Genomic DNA, 14,704 nt, shown 5'->3' with positions numbered 1-14,704 from the left:
AACCATGATTCAGGTCATTGCCTTCTATCTGTTCGCTTCGCTGACGATTGCCGCCGGGGCGCTCACCATCACGGCGCGCAACCCGGTCCATTCGGTGTTGTGGCTGATCGTTGCCTTTTTCAACGCGGCCGGCCTGATGGTTCTGGTCGGCGCCGAATTCATCGCGATGCTGCTGGTGATCGTCTATGTCGGCGCGGTCGCGGTGCTGTTCCTGTTCGTCGTGATGATGCTCGACATTGATTTCACCGAATTGCGCGCGGGCTTCGTCAAGAACTTCCCGCTGGGGCTGCTGCTGGCAATCGTGCTGGTCAGCGAACTGGTGCTGGGCATCGGGGCAGAGCGCGCGGGCGGAATCCAGCTGGGCACGCCCGACGGAACCGCGACGACAGCGGCGGGCGCTTCGAACATCGAGGCGATCGGGGCGCTGCTTTACAGCAAGTATCTGTTCCTGTTCGAAGCGGCGGGGATCATCCTGCTGGTGGCGATGATCGGCGCAATCGTGCTGACCCACCGTCAGCGCGGCGGCGTGCGTGGCCAGAACATTTCGCGCCAGGTCGCGCGCCGGCCTGAGGACGCGACCGTCAACATGCAGCCGGAAGTGGGCAAGGGGGTCCAACTGTGATTGGCGTCGAACACTATGTCGTCGTCAGCTCGATCCTGTTCGTGCTGGGCGTGCTGGGGATCTTCCTCAACCGCAAGAACGTCATCATCATCCTGATGGCGATCGAACTGATCCTGTTGTCGGTGAACCTCAACCTGGTTGCGTTCAGCAGCTTCCTGGGTGACCTGACCGGCCAGATCTTCGCGATGTTCGTGCTCACCGTGGCAGCGGCCGAAGCGGCGATCGGCCTGGCGATCCTGGTCATCTATTTCCGCGGCCGCGGCACTATTGCGGTCGACGACGTCAACCAGATGAAGGGGTAAGCCATCTTGGATCCGATCCTTCTCATCGTCTTCCTGCCGCTGCTGGCCGCGATTGTCGCGGGTCTGGGCAACCGGCAGCTTGGCAACGTCGCCGCCAAGGCGATCACCACGGGCGCGCTGTTCATCAGCTGCGCGCTGTCGTGGCCGATCTTCATCAGTTTTCTGACCGGCGGCGCTGTGGCGTATGTCGTGCCGGTGCTGATGTGGGTGCAGTCCGGCAGTCTGATCTTCGATTGGGCGCTGCGGGTCGACACGCTGACCGCGATCATGCTGGTGGTCATCACCTCGGTCTCGGCGCTGGTCCACCTCTATAGCTGGGGCTATATGTCGGAAGATCCCGATCAGCCCCGGTTCTTCGCCTATCTGTCGCTGTTTACTTTCGCCATGCTGATGCTGGTGACGGCCGACAATCTGGTCCAGATGTTCTTCGGTTGGGAAGGGGTGGGCCTCGCCTCGTACCTGCTGATCGGGTTCTGGTTCAAGAAACCCTCGGCCAGCGCAGCCGCGATCAAGGCCTTCGTGGTCAACCGCGTCGGTGACCTTGGGTTCATGCTGGGCATTTTCGGCACGTTCCTGGTGTTCAACACCGTTTCGATCCCTGAAATCCTGGCGCGCGCGCCGGGCATGGCGGGCTCGACCATCGGGTTCCTGGGCTATCGCTGGGATACGATGACGATCCTGTGCATCCTGCTGTTCATCGGTGCGATGGGCAAATCGGCGCAGCTGGGCCTGCACACCTGGCTGCCGGACGCGATGGAAGGCCCGACCCCGGTGTCGGCGCTGATCCACGCCGCGACGATGGTCACCGCCGGTGTGTTCATGGTTTGCCGCCTGTCGCCGATGTTCGAAACCAGCGAAGTGGCGATGAACATGGTCACGTATGTGGGCGCGGCCACCTGCCTGTTCGCGGCCACCGTCGGCACGACGCAGTGGGATATAAAGCGAGTCATCGCCTATTCGACCTGTTCGCAGCTGGGTTACATGTTCTTTGCCGCTGGCGTCGGCGCCTACAACGCGGCGATGTTCCACCTGTTCACGCACGCCTTCTTCAAGGCGCTGCTGTTCCTAGGGGCGGGCAGCGTGATCCACGCGATGCACCACGAACAGGACATGCGCTATTACGGGGCCTTGCGGAAACACATCCCACTGACGTTCTGGGCGATGATGGCCGGCACGCTGGCGATCACCGGGGTTGGTGTATACTGGCTCCACGCCGGGTTTGCAGGCTTCCATTCCAAGGACGCGATCCTTGAAGCCGCCTTCGCCAGTGGCGGAGACGCGGGGCAGACCGCGTTCTGGGTGGGCGTGTTCGCTGCGCTGCTGACCAGTTTCTATTCGTGGCGCCTGATCTTCCTGACCTTCTATGGCAAGCCGCGCTGGGCGCAGTCGGAACATATCCAGCATGCCATGCATGACGGCCACGGCCATGCAGCGCACGGGCATGACGATCAGGCCCATGGCCATGCCAGGGACGATGACGGCACCGCCGGGTATCACCCGCATGAAAGCCCGCTGCCGATGCTCGTTCCGTTGGGCGTGCTGGCGCTGGGCGCGGTGTTTGCCGGTTTCGTGTTCAGCCACGGGTTCCTGGACAGCGCCGAATTCTGGGGCAGTTCCATCGCCTATGACGCGCAGTTGATGCACGCGATGCATGAAGTGCCGTTGTGGGTGAAGCTGTCGGCCAGCATCGTGATGCTGCTGGGTCTGGCGACCGCGTGGTTTGCCTATATCCGCAAGCCCTCGCTGCCTGCCGCATTCGTCGCGCAGTTCGGCATTCTGCACAAGTTCCTCTACAACAAGTGGTATTTCGACGAGCTCTACAATTTCCTGTTCGTCCGCCCCGCGTTCTGGCTGGGTGACAAGTTCTGGAAGCTGGGTGACATCGGGCTGATTGACCGGTTCGGTCCCAACGGCGCGGCCTGGGCCGTGGAACAGGGCAGCCGGTTCGCGAAGAAGGTCCAGTCGGGCTACCTCTATAGTTATGCGCTGGTGATGCTGCTGGGTCTGACGGCGGCGATCAGCTGGGTGATGGTGAAGTGATGGCCGATTTTCCCATCCTCTCGGTAATGCTGCTGGTGCCGCTGGTGGCAGCGGTGGCGTGTCTGCTGGTCGAAGCGAAGGCCGCACGGACCATCGCGCTGATCGCGACGCTGATCGATTTCGTGCTGGGCGCGCTGCTCTGGGCGAACTACGATATCGGCGGCGCGCAGTGGCAGTTTGTTGAAAAGGTTCCGCTGTTTGCGGGCTTCAGCTGGGCACTGGGGATCGACGGTATCGCGCTGATGCTGATCATGCTGTCGGTGTTCCTGATGCCGATCTGCATTCTGGCCAGCCATTCGATCGACAAGCGCGTCGGCGAATACATGGCCGCGTTCCTGCTGATGGAAACGCTGATGATCGGCGTGTTCGCGGCGCAGGACCTGTTCCTGTTCTACATCATGTTCGAAGCCGGGCTGATCCCGATGTACCTGATCATCGGCATCTGGGGCGGCGCGGACCGGATCTACGCCAGCTACAAGTTCTTCCTCTACACGCTGCTTGGCTCGGTGCTTATGATGATCGCGATGCTGTGGATGGTGAACGAGGCGGGCACCACCGACATCCCGACACTGATGGCCTATGACTTCCCGGTCGAGGCGCAGAAGCTGCTGTGGCTGGCTTTCTTTGCCAGCTTCGCGGTGAAGATGCCGATGTGGCCGGTCCACACCTGGCTGCCCGATGCCCACGTGCAGGCGCCGACCGCCGGGTCAGTGATCCTGGCGGGCGTGCTGCTCAAGATGGGCGGCTATGGCTTCATCCGCTTCTCGCTGCCGATGTTCCCGGAAGCGTCCGCACACTTTGCCTGGCTGGTGTTCTGGCTGTCGATGATCGCGGTGGTCGTGACCTCGCTGATCGCGCTGGTCCAGCACGACATGAAAAAGCTGATTGCCTATTCGTCGGTCGCGCACATGGCGATCGTGACCGTTGGCCTGTTCGCGTTCAACGTGCAGGGGCTGGAAGGCACGATGATCGTGATGCTCAGCCACGGGTTGGTCGCGGGCGCGTTGTTCCTGTGTGTTGGCGTGATCTATGACCGCCTGCATACCCGCGAGATCAGCCGCTATGGCGGGTTGTCGATCAACATGCCGAAGTATGCGATCTTCTTCATGCTGTTCACGATGGCCTCGGTTGGCCTGCCGGGCACCAGCGGCTTCGTTGGTGAGTTTCTGGCGCTGGTCGGGATCTATCAGGTATCCAGCCTGGTGGCGCTGGTCTGCGGCACGGGGATCATTCTGGGCGCGGGCTATATGCTGTACCTCTATCGCCGGATCTGCTTTGGCGAACAGAAGAACGCCGATGCCGCCGCGATGCCGGATCTGAACCGCCGGGAATTCTGGATGCTGGGGGTGATCGGTGCGGTCGTGTTGTGGATGGGGGTCTATCCCGAAAGCTTCCTGGCCCCGATGCGGGCGGACATTGCCGCGCTCGATGCGCGCCTTGCCCGCGCTCGCCCGGCCGGCGATGCCCAGCTTATTGCCGGACAGCCGCAGGCTGCCGCGCAATCTCATGAACCTGCTGCCGCACATGCCGAGGGGGCGCATTAATGGACTGGTTGCAGTCACTGCGCCTTGTTGCGCCTGAACTTCTGCTCAGCATCGCCGGGCTGATCCTGCTGCTGGCGTCTGCCTGGGCCAGGTGTGACCGGGATGCCCGCGTGATTACCTGGCTGTCGGTCGCCACCTTGGCGGGCTGCGCCGTGTTGGTTGTCCCGACGCTGTGGAGCGGGGCGCACGGCCCTGAGACGCTCGCATTCTCTGGCCTTTATTCAGCCAACGCGTTTGCGGCCTTCGCCAAACTGCTGATCTATGCGGCGGCGGGTGCCTCGTTGCTGGTGGCACCGGCGTTCTTTGAACGGCTTGGGGCTTATCGCCCGGAATATCCGGTGCTGGTGCTGTTTGCGGTGATGGGCATGGGGATCATGGTTTCGGCCACCAACCTGCTGACGCTGTATATCGGTCTGGAGCTGAACTCGCTTGCGGCATACGTGCTGGCGGCGTTCCTGCGCAGCGATGACCGTTCGGCCGAAGCGGGCCTCAAGTATTTCGTGCTGGGTTCACTGGCCAGCGGGATCCTGCTGTTCGGGATCAGCCTGACTTACGGGTTCACCGGCACCATCGACTTCGCCGGGATCGCGACCGCGCTGCAAGGCGGCCTGTCCACCGGCGCGACGTTCGGGCTGGTGTTCGTGCTGGCCGGGCTGGCGTTCAAGATCAGCGCCGTGCCATTCCACATGTGGACGCCCGACGTCTATGAAGGCGCACCGACCCCGGTGACGACCTTCTTTGCTTCTGCCCCCAAGGTCGCTGCGCTGGGTTTGACGATGATCGTCTCGCTCCAGGCGTTCGGCACGCAGGTTTCCGCGTGGCAGCCGATTGTGATCTTCGCCGCGCTGGCCTCGATCGTGGTCGGCGCGCTCGGCGCGATCGGGCAGACCAACCTCAAGCGCCTGCTGGCCTATTCGTCGATCAACAACGTCGGCTTCCTGCTGATCGGTCTGGCCGCCGCGACTCCGCAAGGCGCGGCTGGGATGCTGGTCTATCTGACGATTTACGTCGCGATGACCATCGGCGGGTTTGTGGCGGTGCTGATGCTCAAGGATGCGGATGGCAATCCGGTTGAGGAACTGGCGGACATCGCCGGGCTTTCCAGCCACCGCAAGGTGCTGGCGGCGTGTATCGCGATGATCATGTTCAGCCTTGCGGGGATCCCGCCGCTGTTCGGGTTCTGGGGCAAGTTCGTGGTGTTCCAGGCGGCGGTGCAGGCGGGGCTGATCCCGCTCGCCGCCATCGGGATCGCCGCGAGCGTGATCGGGGCGTTCTACTACCTCAAGGTCGTCAAGGTCATGTACTTCGATGAACCGGCGAACAAGGCCGTGGGGCAGAGCGACTGGATTCATCAGGCGCTGCTGGCGCTGTGCGCGCTGTTCATCTCGCCTGCGGGCTATCTGCTGACGAAGTGCCTTGGGGCGCTGGCGGCGACGGCAGCGGCAGTGCTGTTCCACGCCTGACCGGGTGACGCGCCTCGAAGTCCTGCCCGAAACCGGATCGACCAACGCGGACCTCGCAGCACGGATCGCTGCCGGGGACCGCGTTGCCGAAGGGCACTGGCTGATTGCCAACCGCCAGACCGCCGGGCGCGGACGGCAGGGGCGGGTCTGGTTCGACGGCGCAGGCAATTTCATGGGCTCGACCGTGGTCGAGCGCCGGGCAGGGGATCCGCCCCCCGGCACATTGGCGCTGGTTGCCGGGCTGGCAGTCCACGAAGCGGTGGGAGCGCTGATCCCCCCGCCGCACCGGCCGGAACTGAAATGGCCCAACGACGTTATGATCGGCGGGGCCAAACTGTGCGGCATCCTGCTTGAAGCCGCCGGAACCGGGGTGATCGTCGGGATCGGGGTCAATCTGGCAGCCGCGCCGGAGCTGGCCGACCGGGCGACGATTGCGCTGGCGCAGTTTGGACCCGCGCCCGACCGGGATCTGTTCGCCGCCACACTGGCGCGGCAGTTCGATGTCGAGGTTGAGCGTTGGCGCACTTTCGGGCTGGAGCCGCTGGTCCGGCGCTGGTTGCTGGCCGGGCACCCGCAGGGCACGCCGCTGCTGGTCGGTGAACCCGGCGAGGATCTCTTGCGCGGCACATTCGCCGGGCTGGGAACCGATGGGGCCTTGCAACTGCGCTTGGCGGACGGCACGACCCGTGCCATCCACGCGGGCGAGGTTCGGCTCGCGAATTGAATTGAAGGACAGGAAATGCTGCTCGCCATCGATGTGGGAAACACCAATGTCGTCTTCGCGCTGTTCGAAGGGCTGACGATCAAATCGCGCTGGCGGATCGCAACCGATCCGCGCCGCACCGGCGATGAATACGCGGTGTGGCTGATGCAGCTGATGGAGATTGAAGGGTTCGCCCGCACGGCGGTCGACCAGATCATCATTTCCACGGTGGTCCCGCGCGCCTTGCACAACCTGCAAGTGCTGGCCGACAAGTATTTCAAGGTGCCGGCGCTGGTCACGGGGCAGGCTCCGGCCGATTACGGCATGGAAATCGACGTGGATGAGCCGCGCTCGCTCGGCGCGGACCGCGCGGTCAACGCGATTGCGGCCCATGCCAAGTATCCGGGGGATCTGATCGTGGTTGATTTCGGCACGGCGACCACGTTCGATGCGATTGATTTCAACGGGGCTTACAAGGGCGGCTCGATCGCACCGGGGATCAACCTGTCGCTGGACGCGCTGGTTGGCAACACCGCGAAATTGCCGCGCATTGCGATTGAAAGCCCGCGCAGCGACAGCGTGATTGGCCGCAACACCGAAGATCAGATGCTGATCGGGGTGTTCTGGGGCTATGTCGCCATGATAGAAGGCCTGATCGCGCGGATGCGCGCCGAAATCGGCCGTCCGGCCAAGGTCATCGCCACCGGCGGTCTGGCCATCCTGTTCCAAAAGCATACCAGCATGTTTGATGCGGTCGATCCCGACCTCACGCTGGAAGGCATGGCGATCCTCGCCGAGAAGGCCCGAAAGGCGTAAATTGATATGAAACCCGGCAACGAACTCCTGTTCTGCGCGCTTGGCGGCTCTGGCGAGATTGGCATGAACGTCAATCTCTATGGCTGCGAAGGCAAATGGCTGATGGTCGATCTGGGGATGACCTTTGGGGCGAACGAATACCCCGGCACCGAACTGGTGTTCGCCGACCTCGACTTCATCGAGGAGCGCGCCAGGGACCTGATCGGCATCGTGCTGACCCACGCGCATGAAGATCACATCGGCGCGGTGCCATACTTCGCCGCCGATCTGGGGGTTCCGCTCTATGCCACCCCGTTCACCGCCAAGCTGGTGCATGAAAAGCTTCAGGAAGCCGGCGTCGCCAAAGAGGTCAAACTGAACGTCATCGACCATCTCGATGAATTCAAGCTTGGGCCGTTCGGCATTCGCTATGTCCCGCTGGCGCACTCGATTGCCGAAGGCAACGCGCTGGTGATCGAGACACCGTATGGCCGCGTGTTCCATACCGGCGACTGGAAGCTCGATGACGAGCCGCTGATCGGTGTTCCGGCAACGGCTGAGGAACTCACCGAAATCGGCGATCAGGGCGTGCTGGCGCTGGTGTGCGATTCCACCAATGTGTTCAATCCCCGCGCATCGGGTTCCGAAGGCGGGGTGCGCGATGCGCTGATGGCGGAAATCAAGCATCATCACGGCAAGCGGGTGCTGGTCACCACGTTTGCCTCCAACGTGGCGCGCCTGCAAACGCTGGGCGAAGTCGCGCAGGCCAGCAACCGCCAGCTCTGCGTTGCAGGGCGCTCGCTTGACCGGATCATTCGGACGGCCAAATCCTGCGGCTATCTGGTGGACCTGCCCGATGTGATCGACTTCGACAGCGCGATGAACCTGCCGCGCGGCGAAGTGCTGATCGTGGCGACCGGGGGGCAGGGTGAACCCCGCGCCGCGCTGGCCCGCATCGCTGAGGATAACCATCCGATCGCGCTGGAATCAGGCGATGTCGTGCTGTTTTCCAGTCGCCAGATCCCCGGCAATGAACTGGCGATTGGCCGGATTCAGAACCGCCTTGCTGCGCGCGGGGTCACGCTGGTGACCGACCGGGAGAACGGCATTCACGTGTCCGGTCACCCCGGACGGCCGGAACTGGAAACGCTCTACGGCTGGATTCGCCCCGAAATCCTGGTTCCGGTGCACGGCGAGGTGCGCCATATGCGGGAACAGGCGCGGTTTGGCCGGTCCTGCGGGATCAAGCAGGCGGTCGATCAGCGCAACGGCGATCTGGTGCGGCTGGCACCGGGCAAGCCGGGCAAGATCAAGGAAGTGCGCGCCGGGCGGCTGGTGCTGGACGGCGATATCATCACGCCGGCCGATGGCGAGGCTATCGTCATGCGGCGGCGACTGGCGCTGAACGGGCTGGTGATCGTCGTGCTGGATGCCAAGGGCCACGCGCAGGTTGAGGGCGTCGGGCTGCCGCTGGATGAGGACTACGATGATTTCGTGACCGAAGCGCGGCAGGATGTCGCGGCGGCACTGGCCAAGCTGAAAGGCGGCGCGCGCCACGACCGCGAGGCAATCAGCGAAGCGGCGCGGCTGGCCGCCCGCCGTGCGGCGACGCGCTGGTGCGGCAAGAAGCCCCAGGTCCGTGTAATTTTGCCAGAGGTATGACGCCATGAACTGGACTTCGATAATTGTGATCTACCCGCTGTTCTGGGTGATGTGCGCATTTTTCGTGCTGCCGTTCGGCGTGCGCACCCATGAAGAGGCCGGGATCGCGAAAGTTCCCGGCCAGTCCGAAAGCGCTCCGGCCCGGTTTGAACCGCGCAAGATCGTGTTTCGCACCACGGTGCTGTCAGTGATCCTGTTCGGGTTGTTCTATACCAATTATGTCAACGGCTGGATCAGCACGGATGACATCAACATTGTCGGCAAGCTGGCTGGTCTGCGTTAACTGGCCTTAGTTGCGCAGCCGCTCGATTGCTTGCGCCAGCACGACGTAGAGCTTGCCCATGTCCGACGATAGCAGCGTCACGCTCAGCGCGTGGCCATCGCGGGTGGACAGCAGCTGGCGCAGCATCGCTTCGAAATCGTGGATATAGCGGCTGACATGATCGCGGAAATCACGGTCCCCCTCATACAGGGCGACAATCGCCTTGGCTTCGGGATTGTCGATCAGCCGCACCGCGCGGCGGGTGAATACGCCCCGGTCCCCTTTCAGATAGGCGGCCCAGGCGGTGTCGGTCACATCGCTGTCCAGCGCGCGGGCGATGTCGATGGCGTTTGAATTGAGCGATTCGGTGATCAGCGCCACCCGGCGGGCGAAATCGTTGTCGACCTGCTCTTCGGCCCGCGCGCGGGTCTGGGCGACCCGGCGTTCCAGGTTCCCGGCCAGTTCGTTCACCTTCGCCAGCTGATCGCGCAGTTGCACCGCCGCCTCGCGGCTGACCCCGGCAGCGTGGGCGGCGGCCTGTTCCAGTTGTCCGGCAATTTCAGCGGCGCGGGTGCGCATCGCCTGTTCGATCGCCGCTCCGCTGGCTTCGCCCAGCCGGTCAGCCAGCGCGGCAATCGCCGCCGCGCTCATCGTCTCGATCCCGGCCACGGCATCGCGCGCCGAACCGGTCAGTGCATCGATGGCACCGCGCAGTTCGGTCTGGGCCTGTTCGGCCAGCGCCTCGCTCGCGCTGCGGGCGATTTCCAGCGCGCTGTGCAGCTGCGTCAGAGTGGCCGCCTGGGCGGTGGACTGGGCGTGCATGGCGGCTTGCAGGTGTTCAGCCGTGCCGACCGCATCGGCCAGATCGGCCTTGCTTTGCCGGACATAGCCGCCCAGCGCTTCGCCGCGGCTTTCGGCAACCTCCAGCGTTGATCGCAGGCTGAGTGCGCGGGTTTCCAGCTCGGCCAGCCGGGCATCGCTGATGCGGATCGCGGCGGGCAATTCCTCGGCGGAATGGTGCATGCTGGCCTGAATCAGCTCAAGCAAGCGCACGCTGTCGTCGGTCAATCCGGCAATGGCGCTGTCCGTGCCGGCCAGCGCCTGACGGCTGGCGGCAAGGTTCTGCGTCAGAGTTTCCAGCGCGGCGGCGATGTCCGCCTTGGCGGTACCGCCATGTTCGGCGATTTCGCGCATTCGCTGGCTGAACTGGCCCAACTGGCTGCTGATCGTTTCGGTATGGTCAACCAGTGCGCGCGATTGCTGTTCATGCTCGGCCTGACGAGCGGTCAGTTCGGCGTCAAGTTCGCCCATTTGCGCGCGCAGTGCAGCGATGAAGGCCGTCTGACGGGCGTCCATATCGGTCTGGCGGCGCTCCAGCTCGTCACTGAACAGCTGATCGCGTTCGGCCATCCGCTTGTCGACCGTCTCAGCCTCGTCCGCCAGTTGCGCCAGCCGGGCGCGGGCGGATTCCATCGCCTTTTCATCAATCGCGCCAACCCGGTCGATCGCTTCGCGCAGGTCGGTTTCAAGCCGGGTGACTGCCTCGTGCCAGGCGTCGGTCGCAGCGCCTTCGCCGTCGCGCAGGCTGCGGGCAATCGCGGCGCTTTCATCACGGACCGCAGTCAGGCGTGAGCGCAGCGAGGTGAGGCTTTCCGCTTCATGGCTATCGAGCAGCGCGCGCGCGGCATCCAGTTCCGAATGCAGCGCCTGCGCGCGGCTGCGCACGGCTCCGAGGGCTTCGACTTCGGCGGTTTCGAGCTGGGTCCGGAACTCCGCTCCGCTGTCATGCAGCGCGGCAAAGCGCTGCGTGGCGGTGGTTTCCATCTGGTCCGCCTGACGCGTGAATTCAGCCAGCGTCTGATCGACCAGTTCCCGCAGCTGGCGCACCTGCCGTTCGCTCGCCTGACCGAACTGGTTGAGCTTGTTGAAGCCCGAAACCATGTCTTCCAGCTGGCTGTGCGCGGTGCGGCCGGCGTTGCCGATGTTGTTGGTGACATCCTTGGCCGAACTGGCGATCACGGGCAGCTGGCTGCGCAGCTTCTCCATGTTGTCGAGCGCGGCCTCGCTGACCGTGCCGATCGTGTCGATCCGGGTGCCGTTGTCCTGAATCAGGCTGGCCAGCTGCGCGGCGTGTTCGGACAGGCGTTCACCCGCCATCCGCCCCAGCGCTTCCAGATCGCGGGACTGCGCGGCAATGAATTCGCGGGCCAGGCTCAGTTCGCGGTTCACGGTGATCAGGCGCTGCTCAAGCCGGGTGGATTCATTGGCCAGCAACCGCGCTGCATCGCCAAAGCGCGTAGCCTCCCGGCGGCTGTTGCGCATGGCGACCAGCCAGAGTGCGGCGACCAGCAGCACGGGAATCGACCAGTCGCGAATCCAGCCAGACCACTGCGCGGGTGTTCCGCCAGTGCTCAGATTCGCGCGGTTGACGATGAAGAACAGCGCGCTCCAGCCCGCGATTGCGGCCACGGCCAAAGCGGCGGCGATCAGGCCGAACCAGTTGCGCGGCGCCCGCTGCGGCATATCCTCGGCCCATTCGGGGCCCCATTCGGGTTCGTCTTCTTGCACCGAAACAGCCGCTGAATTGCTGGCAAGTTGTTCATCAGGAGGGGTATTTTCCCCACCTGCGTCGATCGCAATGATGCGTGATCCCCCGGACATGACGTCAGCTTACCACGGACCGCTTGTGGATAAACCCCAGTTTAACCAGTTTCGCCTAAACCCGTTTGCATGGCATACGAATCTGGAGCCCTTGACGCGACCCTTGCTGCTGCTGCTGGCGAGGATTCTGCGCTGTTTGCCGAGCTGCGGCTGGCGTTTATCGACAGCCTTGGACGGCAGGTCGATCTGCTGCGGCGCTCGCGCTGCGATGGCAACTGGCAGATGGCGGCGATGCGGCTGAAGGGACTGGCTGCCAGTTTCCATGCCGAACCGCTGATCCTGCTGGCGGATGAGGCGCTGGATGCAGCCCCCGGCGAACCGACTGTGGTGCGCCGGATTCAGGCATTCCTGGATGAGTTTTCCGCCGCCGCGTGATGGCCGCGCAGCTTTGGCTTGGCATCGCGATGCCAAACTCCTACAACGCGCGTCTGTTCCCGAAATGCGCGGAGAAAGACGCTGCGGGTCGCCCTGCTTTCCCTGCTTGAACCAACTGCGCCCAGTGGCCCTCCGCGTGCGTTCCTGCGCGTTGGCGGCCTGAGTGTTGCTCAGCAGCAACTGACGCTGGCGCTGGCGCTGCAATGCGAACGGGTGATCTGTCTGGCCGCCGGGATGTCACCCGAAGTCGCCGGGTTGCAACATCAAGCCGAAGCTGCGGGGGTCAGCTTTCACGTGATCCACGGTGCCCGGGCGTTGCTGGGTCTGGTGACCGCTGCGGATGAACTGATCGCGCTGGGCGACGGCCTGTTCGTGTCTGCGCCGCAAGCGGTGGCCCTGTTGGGGCAAGGGCAGGGCGTGCTGGTGCAGCCGATCGAGCAAGGTCTGGCCGCCGGGTTTGAACGGATTGACCTCAACCACGCCGCCGCTGCGGCCATGCGGGTGCCGGGCAGGCTGGTTGAACGCATGGCGGAACTGCCGGCGGATTGTGACGCCATTTCAGCGCTGCAACGCATCGCCCTGCAAGCCGGAATCCCCCAGCGTCCGTTGCCGCCGCTCGGTCAGGATGGGGTATTCTGGTCGCTGATCCGCAGTGAGGCGGACGCCCAGGCGCTTGAACCGGTGTGGATCAGGCAGCGTACCGGGGGCGGGGAAGCGCTGAACCTGTCGCGCGGGATCGCCCGCAGCGCGGTTCACGCGTACGGCCCCAGCCTGCTCCATGCCGGAAGCGGGGCGGGGTCGGTGGTTATCGCGGCGGTCGTGCTGGCCGTGCTGGGGCTTGGATCGGGCTGGTTCGGGCTGGTTCCGCTTGGCCTGATCTGCTGCGCGCTGGGGTGGATCGTGCGCGAGGCGGCCGTGATGCTGGCCCGCATTCAGAGCGATGCGGCGGATCGCGGCGGCATCGGCCTGAGCCGCCGCGCCGCTTATGGCTGGCTGATCGATGGGATCATGGTTGCGCTGCTGGCCTGGAATGCCGCGCCGGCCGGGGCGCCGTTTGATCCGGACCGCCTGTTTCCGCCGTTGATGCTGTTCGCGCTGCTGCGCATTCTGCCGACCGCGATCGATCATCGGTGGACCGTCTGGCTCAAGGATCGGGCCGTTGTGGGGCTGAGCCTGGCCGTGGCCGTGATGGCGGGCGTGGGTAGCGAGGCGGTTCATCTCGCGGCGCTGGCGCTGGCCGCTGGCGGAATTCTGGTTTCCAGCCTGAAGGCGCGGCTAACGCCGCCTTAACCAAGGCGCGCTATGGCAGGCCAATGAATGACACCATTGCCAACGTTTCGGCCAATCCGCAGGTGGAAGCCGCCCTCAGGGAAGATCTGGCGCATGGCGATGCGTTGATCGGAACGATCGCGCCGATCTTGCGCCATTTGCTGGCGAATGATGACCATTCGCTGTTCAGTGACGAGATCATCGCGCGGGTGCGCGGAATGATGCACGATGTCGCCCGGCAGTTGCTGGATGCGCTTGGCGCAGCGGCTGGCCAACCCGATGCGCGGGACCATCCGGGCGACGCCTATGACGCGATGGTCTATGGTTTCATCAGCGATCCGGCATTCCTGGCCCACACGCACGCGCTGGCGCTGGAGTGGCAACTGACCGAGCGGTTGCAGGCCCGGCTGGCGCTCGATCCCGTGCTGTCACCGCTGGTGCAGGCGCTGGTGGCCTCGGCCGATGGCGCGACCGGGGCGACCGCCATGGCGCTGCTGGCCGCGCAGGCGCGATTCGTGCAGAACCAGCGGCGGATGCAGTTGCCGCTTTCGGAACTGCCCGCCGATCTCCTGCACGCCGCGCTTCAGGCGCTGCGCACGCATCAGGGGGCAGAGGAAGTCCACCGGGTCGCGGCGGAAACCGCGGTGCGCGTGCAATATGACGAAAGCCGCAGCCGCCTTGGCCTGATTGCGCGGTTGATCGCGGGGATGGGCGGCGGTGCAACCGCAGCCCTGTCGATCACCCATGCCGGAGCGGCGATGTTCCTCAGCGCGCTGTCGCTGGCATCGGGGCAATCGCGCGATACGGCGGTGCTTTCCACCAATGAAGGGCAGCTTGCCCGGCTGGCGCTGGCGCTGCGCGCTTCGGGGCTGAAGCCGCAGGCGGTGGAAGAACAGTTCGTTTCGCTCCACCCCGAAGTCAGCCTGCCCGAAGGATTCGAAGTGCTGGGGGCAGACCGTGCAGCGGCGCTGCTGGCCCGTTCGGTCGCTTATCCCGGCGCTTGATC

General features: G+C 64.4%; 13 protein-coding genes. 12 read left to right on the top strand and 1 reads right to left on the bottom strand.

Annotation, left to right across the window (positions count from 1 at the left end; translation table 11 throughout):
* Nucleotides 1-4: 4 nt before the first annotated feature.
* From Q8Q53_RS02450 to Q8Q53_RS02410, 9 genes are read left to right on the top strand one after another with little or no spacing between them, the layout of a single operon-like run.
* The gene (locus Q8Q53_RS02450) at nucleotides 5-622 is read left to right on the top strand and encodes an NADH-quinone oxidoreductase subunit J (protein WP_305700159.1); all 618 of its coding nucleotides are present in this window, start codon (nucleotides 5-7) and stop codon (nucleotides 620-622) included.
* The gene (gene nuoK / locus Q8Q53_RS02445; RefSeq protein ID WP_305700158.1) at nucleotides 619-924 is read left to right on the top strand and encodes an NADH-quinone oxidoreductase subunit NuoK; all 306 of its coding nucleotides are present in this window, start codon (nucleotides 619-621) and stop codon (nucleotides 922-924) included. The genes Q8Q53_RS02450 and nuoK overlap by 4 nt, the downstream gene beginning before the upstream one ends.
* 6 nt (nucleotides 925-930) lie before the next feature.
* Nucleotides 931-2,964 (top strand): NADH-quinone oxidoreductase subunit L, encoded by a 2,034-nt coding sequence (nuoL, locus tag Q8Q53_RS02440; protein ID WP_305700157.1) that lies wholly within the window; start codon nucleotides 931-933, stop codon nucleotides 2,962-2,964.
* Nucleotides 2,964-4,508, top strand: a complete 1,545-nt coding sequence (locus tag Q8Q53_RS02435; protein WP_305700156.1) for an NADH-quinone oxidoreductase subunit M — start codon at nucleotides 2,964-2,966, stop codon at nucleotides 4,506-4,508. Before nuoL ends, Q8Q53_RS02435 begins: the two co-directional genes overlap by 1 nt.
* Nucleotides 4,508-5,971 (top strand): NADH-quinone oxidoreductase subunit NuoN, encoded by a 1,464-nt coding sequence (gene nuoN / locus Q8Q53_RS02430; RefSeq protein ID WP_305700155.1) that lies wholly within the window; start codon nucleotides 4,508-4,510, stop codon nucleotides 5,969-5,971. The genes Q8Q53_RS02435 and nuoN overlap by 1 nt, the downstream gene beginning before the upstream one ends.
* A 4-nt stretch (nucleotides 5,972-5,975) precedes the next feature.
* Nucleotides 5,976-6,695 carry a biotin--[acetyl-CoA-carboxylase] ligase gene (locus Q8Q53_RS02425; protein WP_305700154.1) on the top strand — a complete coding sequence of 240 codons (720 nt, stop codon included), beginning with the start codon at nucleotides 5,976-5,978 and terminating at the stop codon, nucleotides 6,693-6,695.
* 15 nt (nucleotides 6,696-6,710) lie between these two features.
* A complete protein-coding gene (locus Q8Q53_RS02420; RefSeq protein WP_305700153.1) occupies nucleotides 6,711-7,490 on the top strand; it encodes a type III pantothenate kinase in 780 nt (259 codons plus the stop codon).
* A gap of 6 nt (nucleotides 7,491-7,496) precedes the next feature.
* Nucleotides 7,497-9,131, top strand: a complete 1,635-nt coding sequence (locus Q8Q53_RS02415; RefSeq protein WP_305700152.1) for a ribonuclease J — start codon at nucleotides 7,497-7,499, stop codon at nucleotides 9,129-9,131.
* 4 nt (nucleotides 9,132-9,135) lie between these two features.
* A complete protein-coding gene (locus tag Q8Q53_RS02410) occupies nucleotides 9,136-9,414 on the top strand; it encodes a DUF1467 family protein (RefSeq protein ID WP_305700151.1) in 279 nt (92 codons plus the stop codon).
* A gap of 6 nt (nucleotides 9,415-9,420) precedes the next feature.
* Here Q8Q53_RS02410 and Q8Q53_RS02405 read toward each other — a convergent pair whose 3' ends face one another.
* Nucleotides 9,421-11,961: an ATPase gene (locus Q8Q53_RS02405; protein WP_305700150.1), complete on the bottom strand. Its 2,541-nt coding sequence runs from the start codon at nucleotides 11,959-11,961 to the stop codon at nucleotides 9,421-9,423.
* 162 nt (nucleotides 11,962-12,123) lie between these two features.
* Between Q8Q53_RS02405 and Q8Q53_RS02400 the strand changes: the two genes are divergently transcribed.
* The 3 genes from Q8Q53_RS02400 to Q8Q53_RS02390 all read left to right on the top strand — a co-directional run bounded on the left by Q8Q53_RS02400 (nucleotide 12,124) and on the right by Q8Q53_RS02390 (nucleotide 14,702).
* Nucleotides 12,124-12,429 (top strand): Hpt domain-containing protein, encoded by a 306-nt coding sequence (locus Q8Q53_RS02400; RefSeq protein WP_305700149.1) that lies wholly within the window; start codon nucleotides 12,124-12,126, stop codon nucleotides 12,427-12,429.
* 213 nt (nucleotides 12,430-12,642) lie between these two features.
* Nucleotides 12,643-13,719: a hypothetical protein gene (locus Q8Q53_RS02395; RefSeq protein ID WP_305700148.1), complete on the top strand. Its 1,077-nt coding sequence runs from the start codon at nucleotides 12,643-12,645 to the stop codon at nucleotides 13,717-13,719.
* A 23-nt stretch (nucleotides 13,720-13,742) separates the two neighbouring features.
* Entirely contained in the window at nucleotides 13,743-14,702 is a 960-nt protein-coding gene (locus Q8Q53_RS02390) for a hypothetical protein (RefSeq protein ID WP_305700147.1), read from the top strand.
* Nucleotides 14,703-14,704 lie beyond the last annotated feature (2 nt).

Origin of the sequence: Novosphingobium sp. (genome assembly GCF_030699305.1) — a bacterium.
Taxonomy (GTDB): Bacteria; Pseudomonadota; Alphaproteobacteria; order Sphingomonadales; family Sphingomonadaceae; genus Novosphingobium.
This window is presented reverse-complemented; position numbering and strand designations above follow the sequence as displayed.

Coding starts and splice junctions, on each gene's coding strand:
- Q8Q53_RS02450 (WP_305700159.1), top strand. CDS start 5: ATGATTCAGGTCATTGCCTTCTATCTGTTCGCTTCGCTGACGATTGCC.
- Q8Q53_RS02435 (WP_305700156.1), top strand. CDS start 2,964: ATGGCCGATTTTCCCATCCTCTCGGTAATGCTGCTGGTGCCGCTGGTG.
- nuoN (WP_305700155.1), top strand. CDS start 4,508: ATGGACTGGTTGCAGTCACTGCGCCTTGTTGCGCCTGAACTTCTGCTC.
- Q8Q53_RS02420 (WP_305700153.1), top strand. CDS start 6,711: ATGCTGCTCGCCATCGATGTGGGAAACACCAATGTCGTCTTCGCGCTG.
- Q8Q53_RS02415 (WP_305700152.1), top strand. CDS start 7,497: ATGAAACCCGGCAACGAACTCCTGTTCTGCGCGCTTGGCGGCTCTGGC.
- Q8Q53_RS02410 (WP_305700151.1), top strand. CDS start 9,136: ATGAACTGGACTTCGATAATTGTGATCTACCCGCTGTTCTGGGTGATG.
- Q8Q53_RS02400 (WP_305700149.1), top strand. CDS start 12,124: ATGGCATACGAATCTGGAGCCCTTGACGCGACCCTTGCTGCTGCTGCT.
- Q8Q53_RS02390 (WP_305700147.1), top strand. CDS start 13,743: ATGAATGACACCATTGCCAACGTTTCGGCCAATCCGCAGGTGGAAGCC.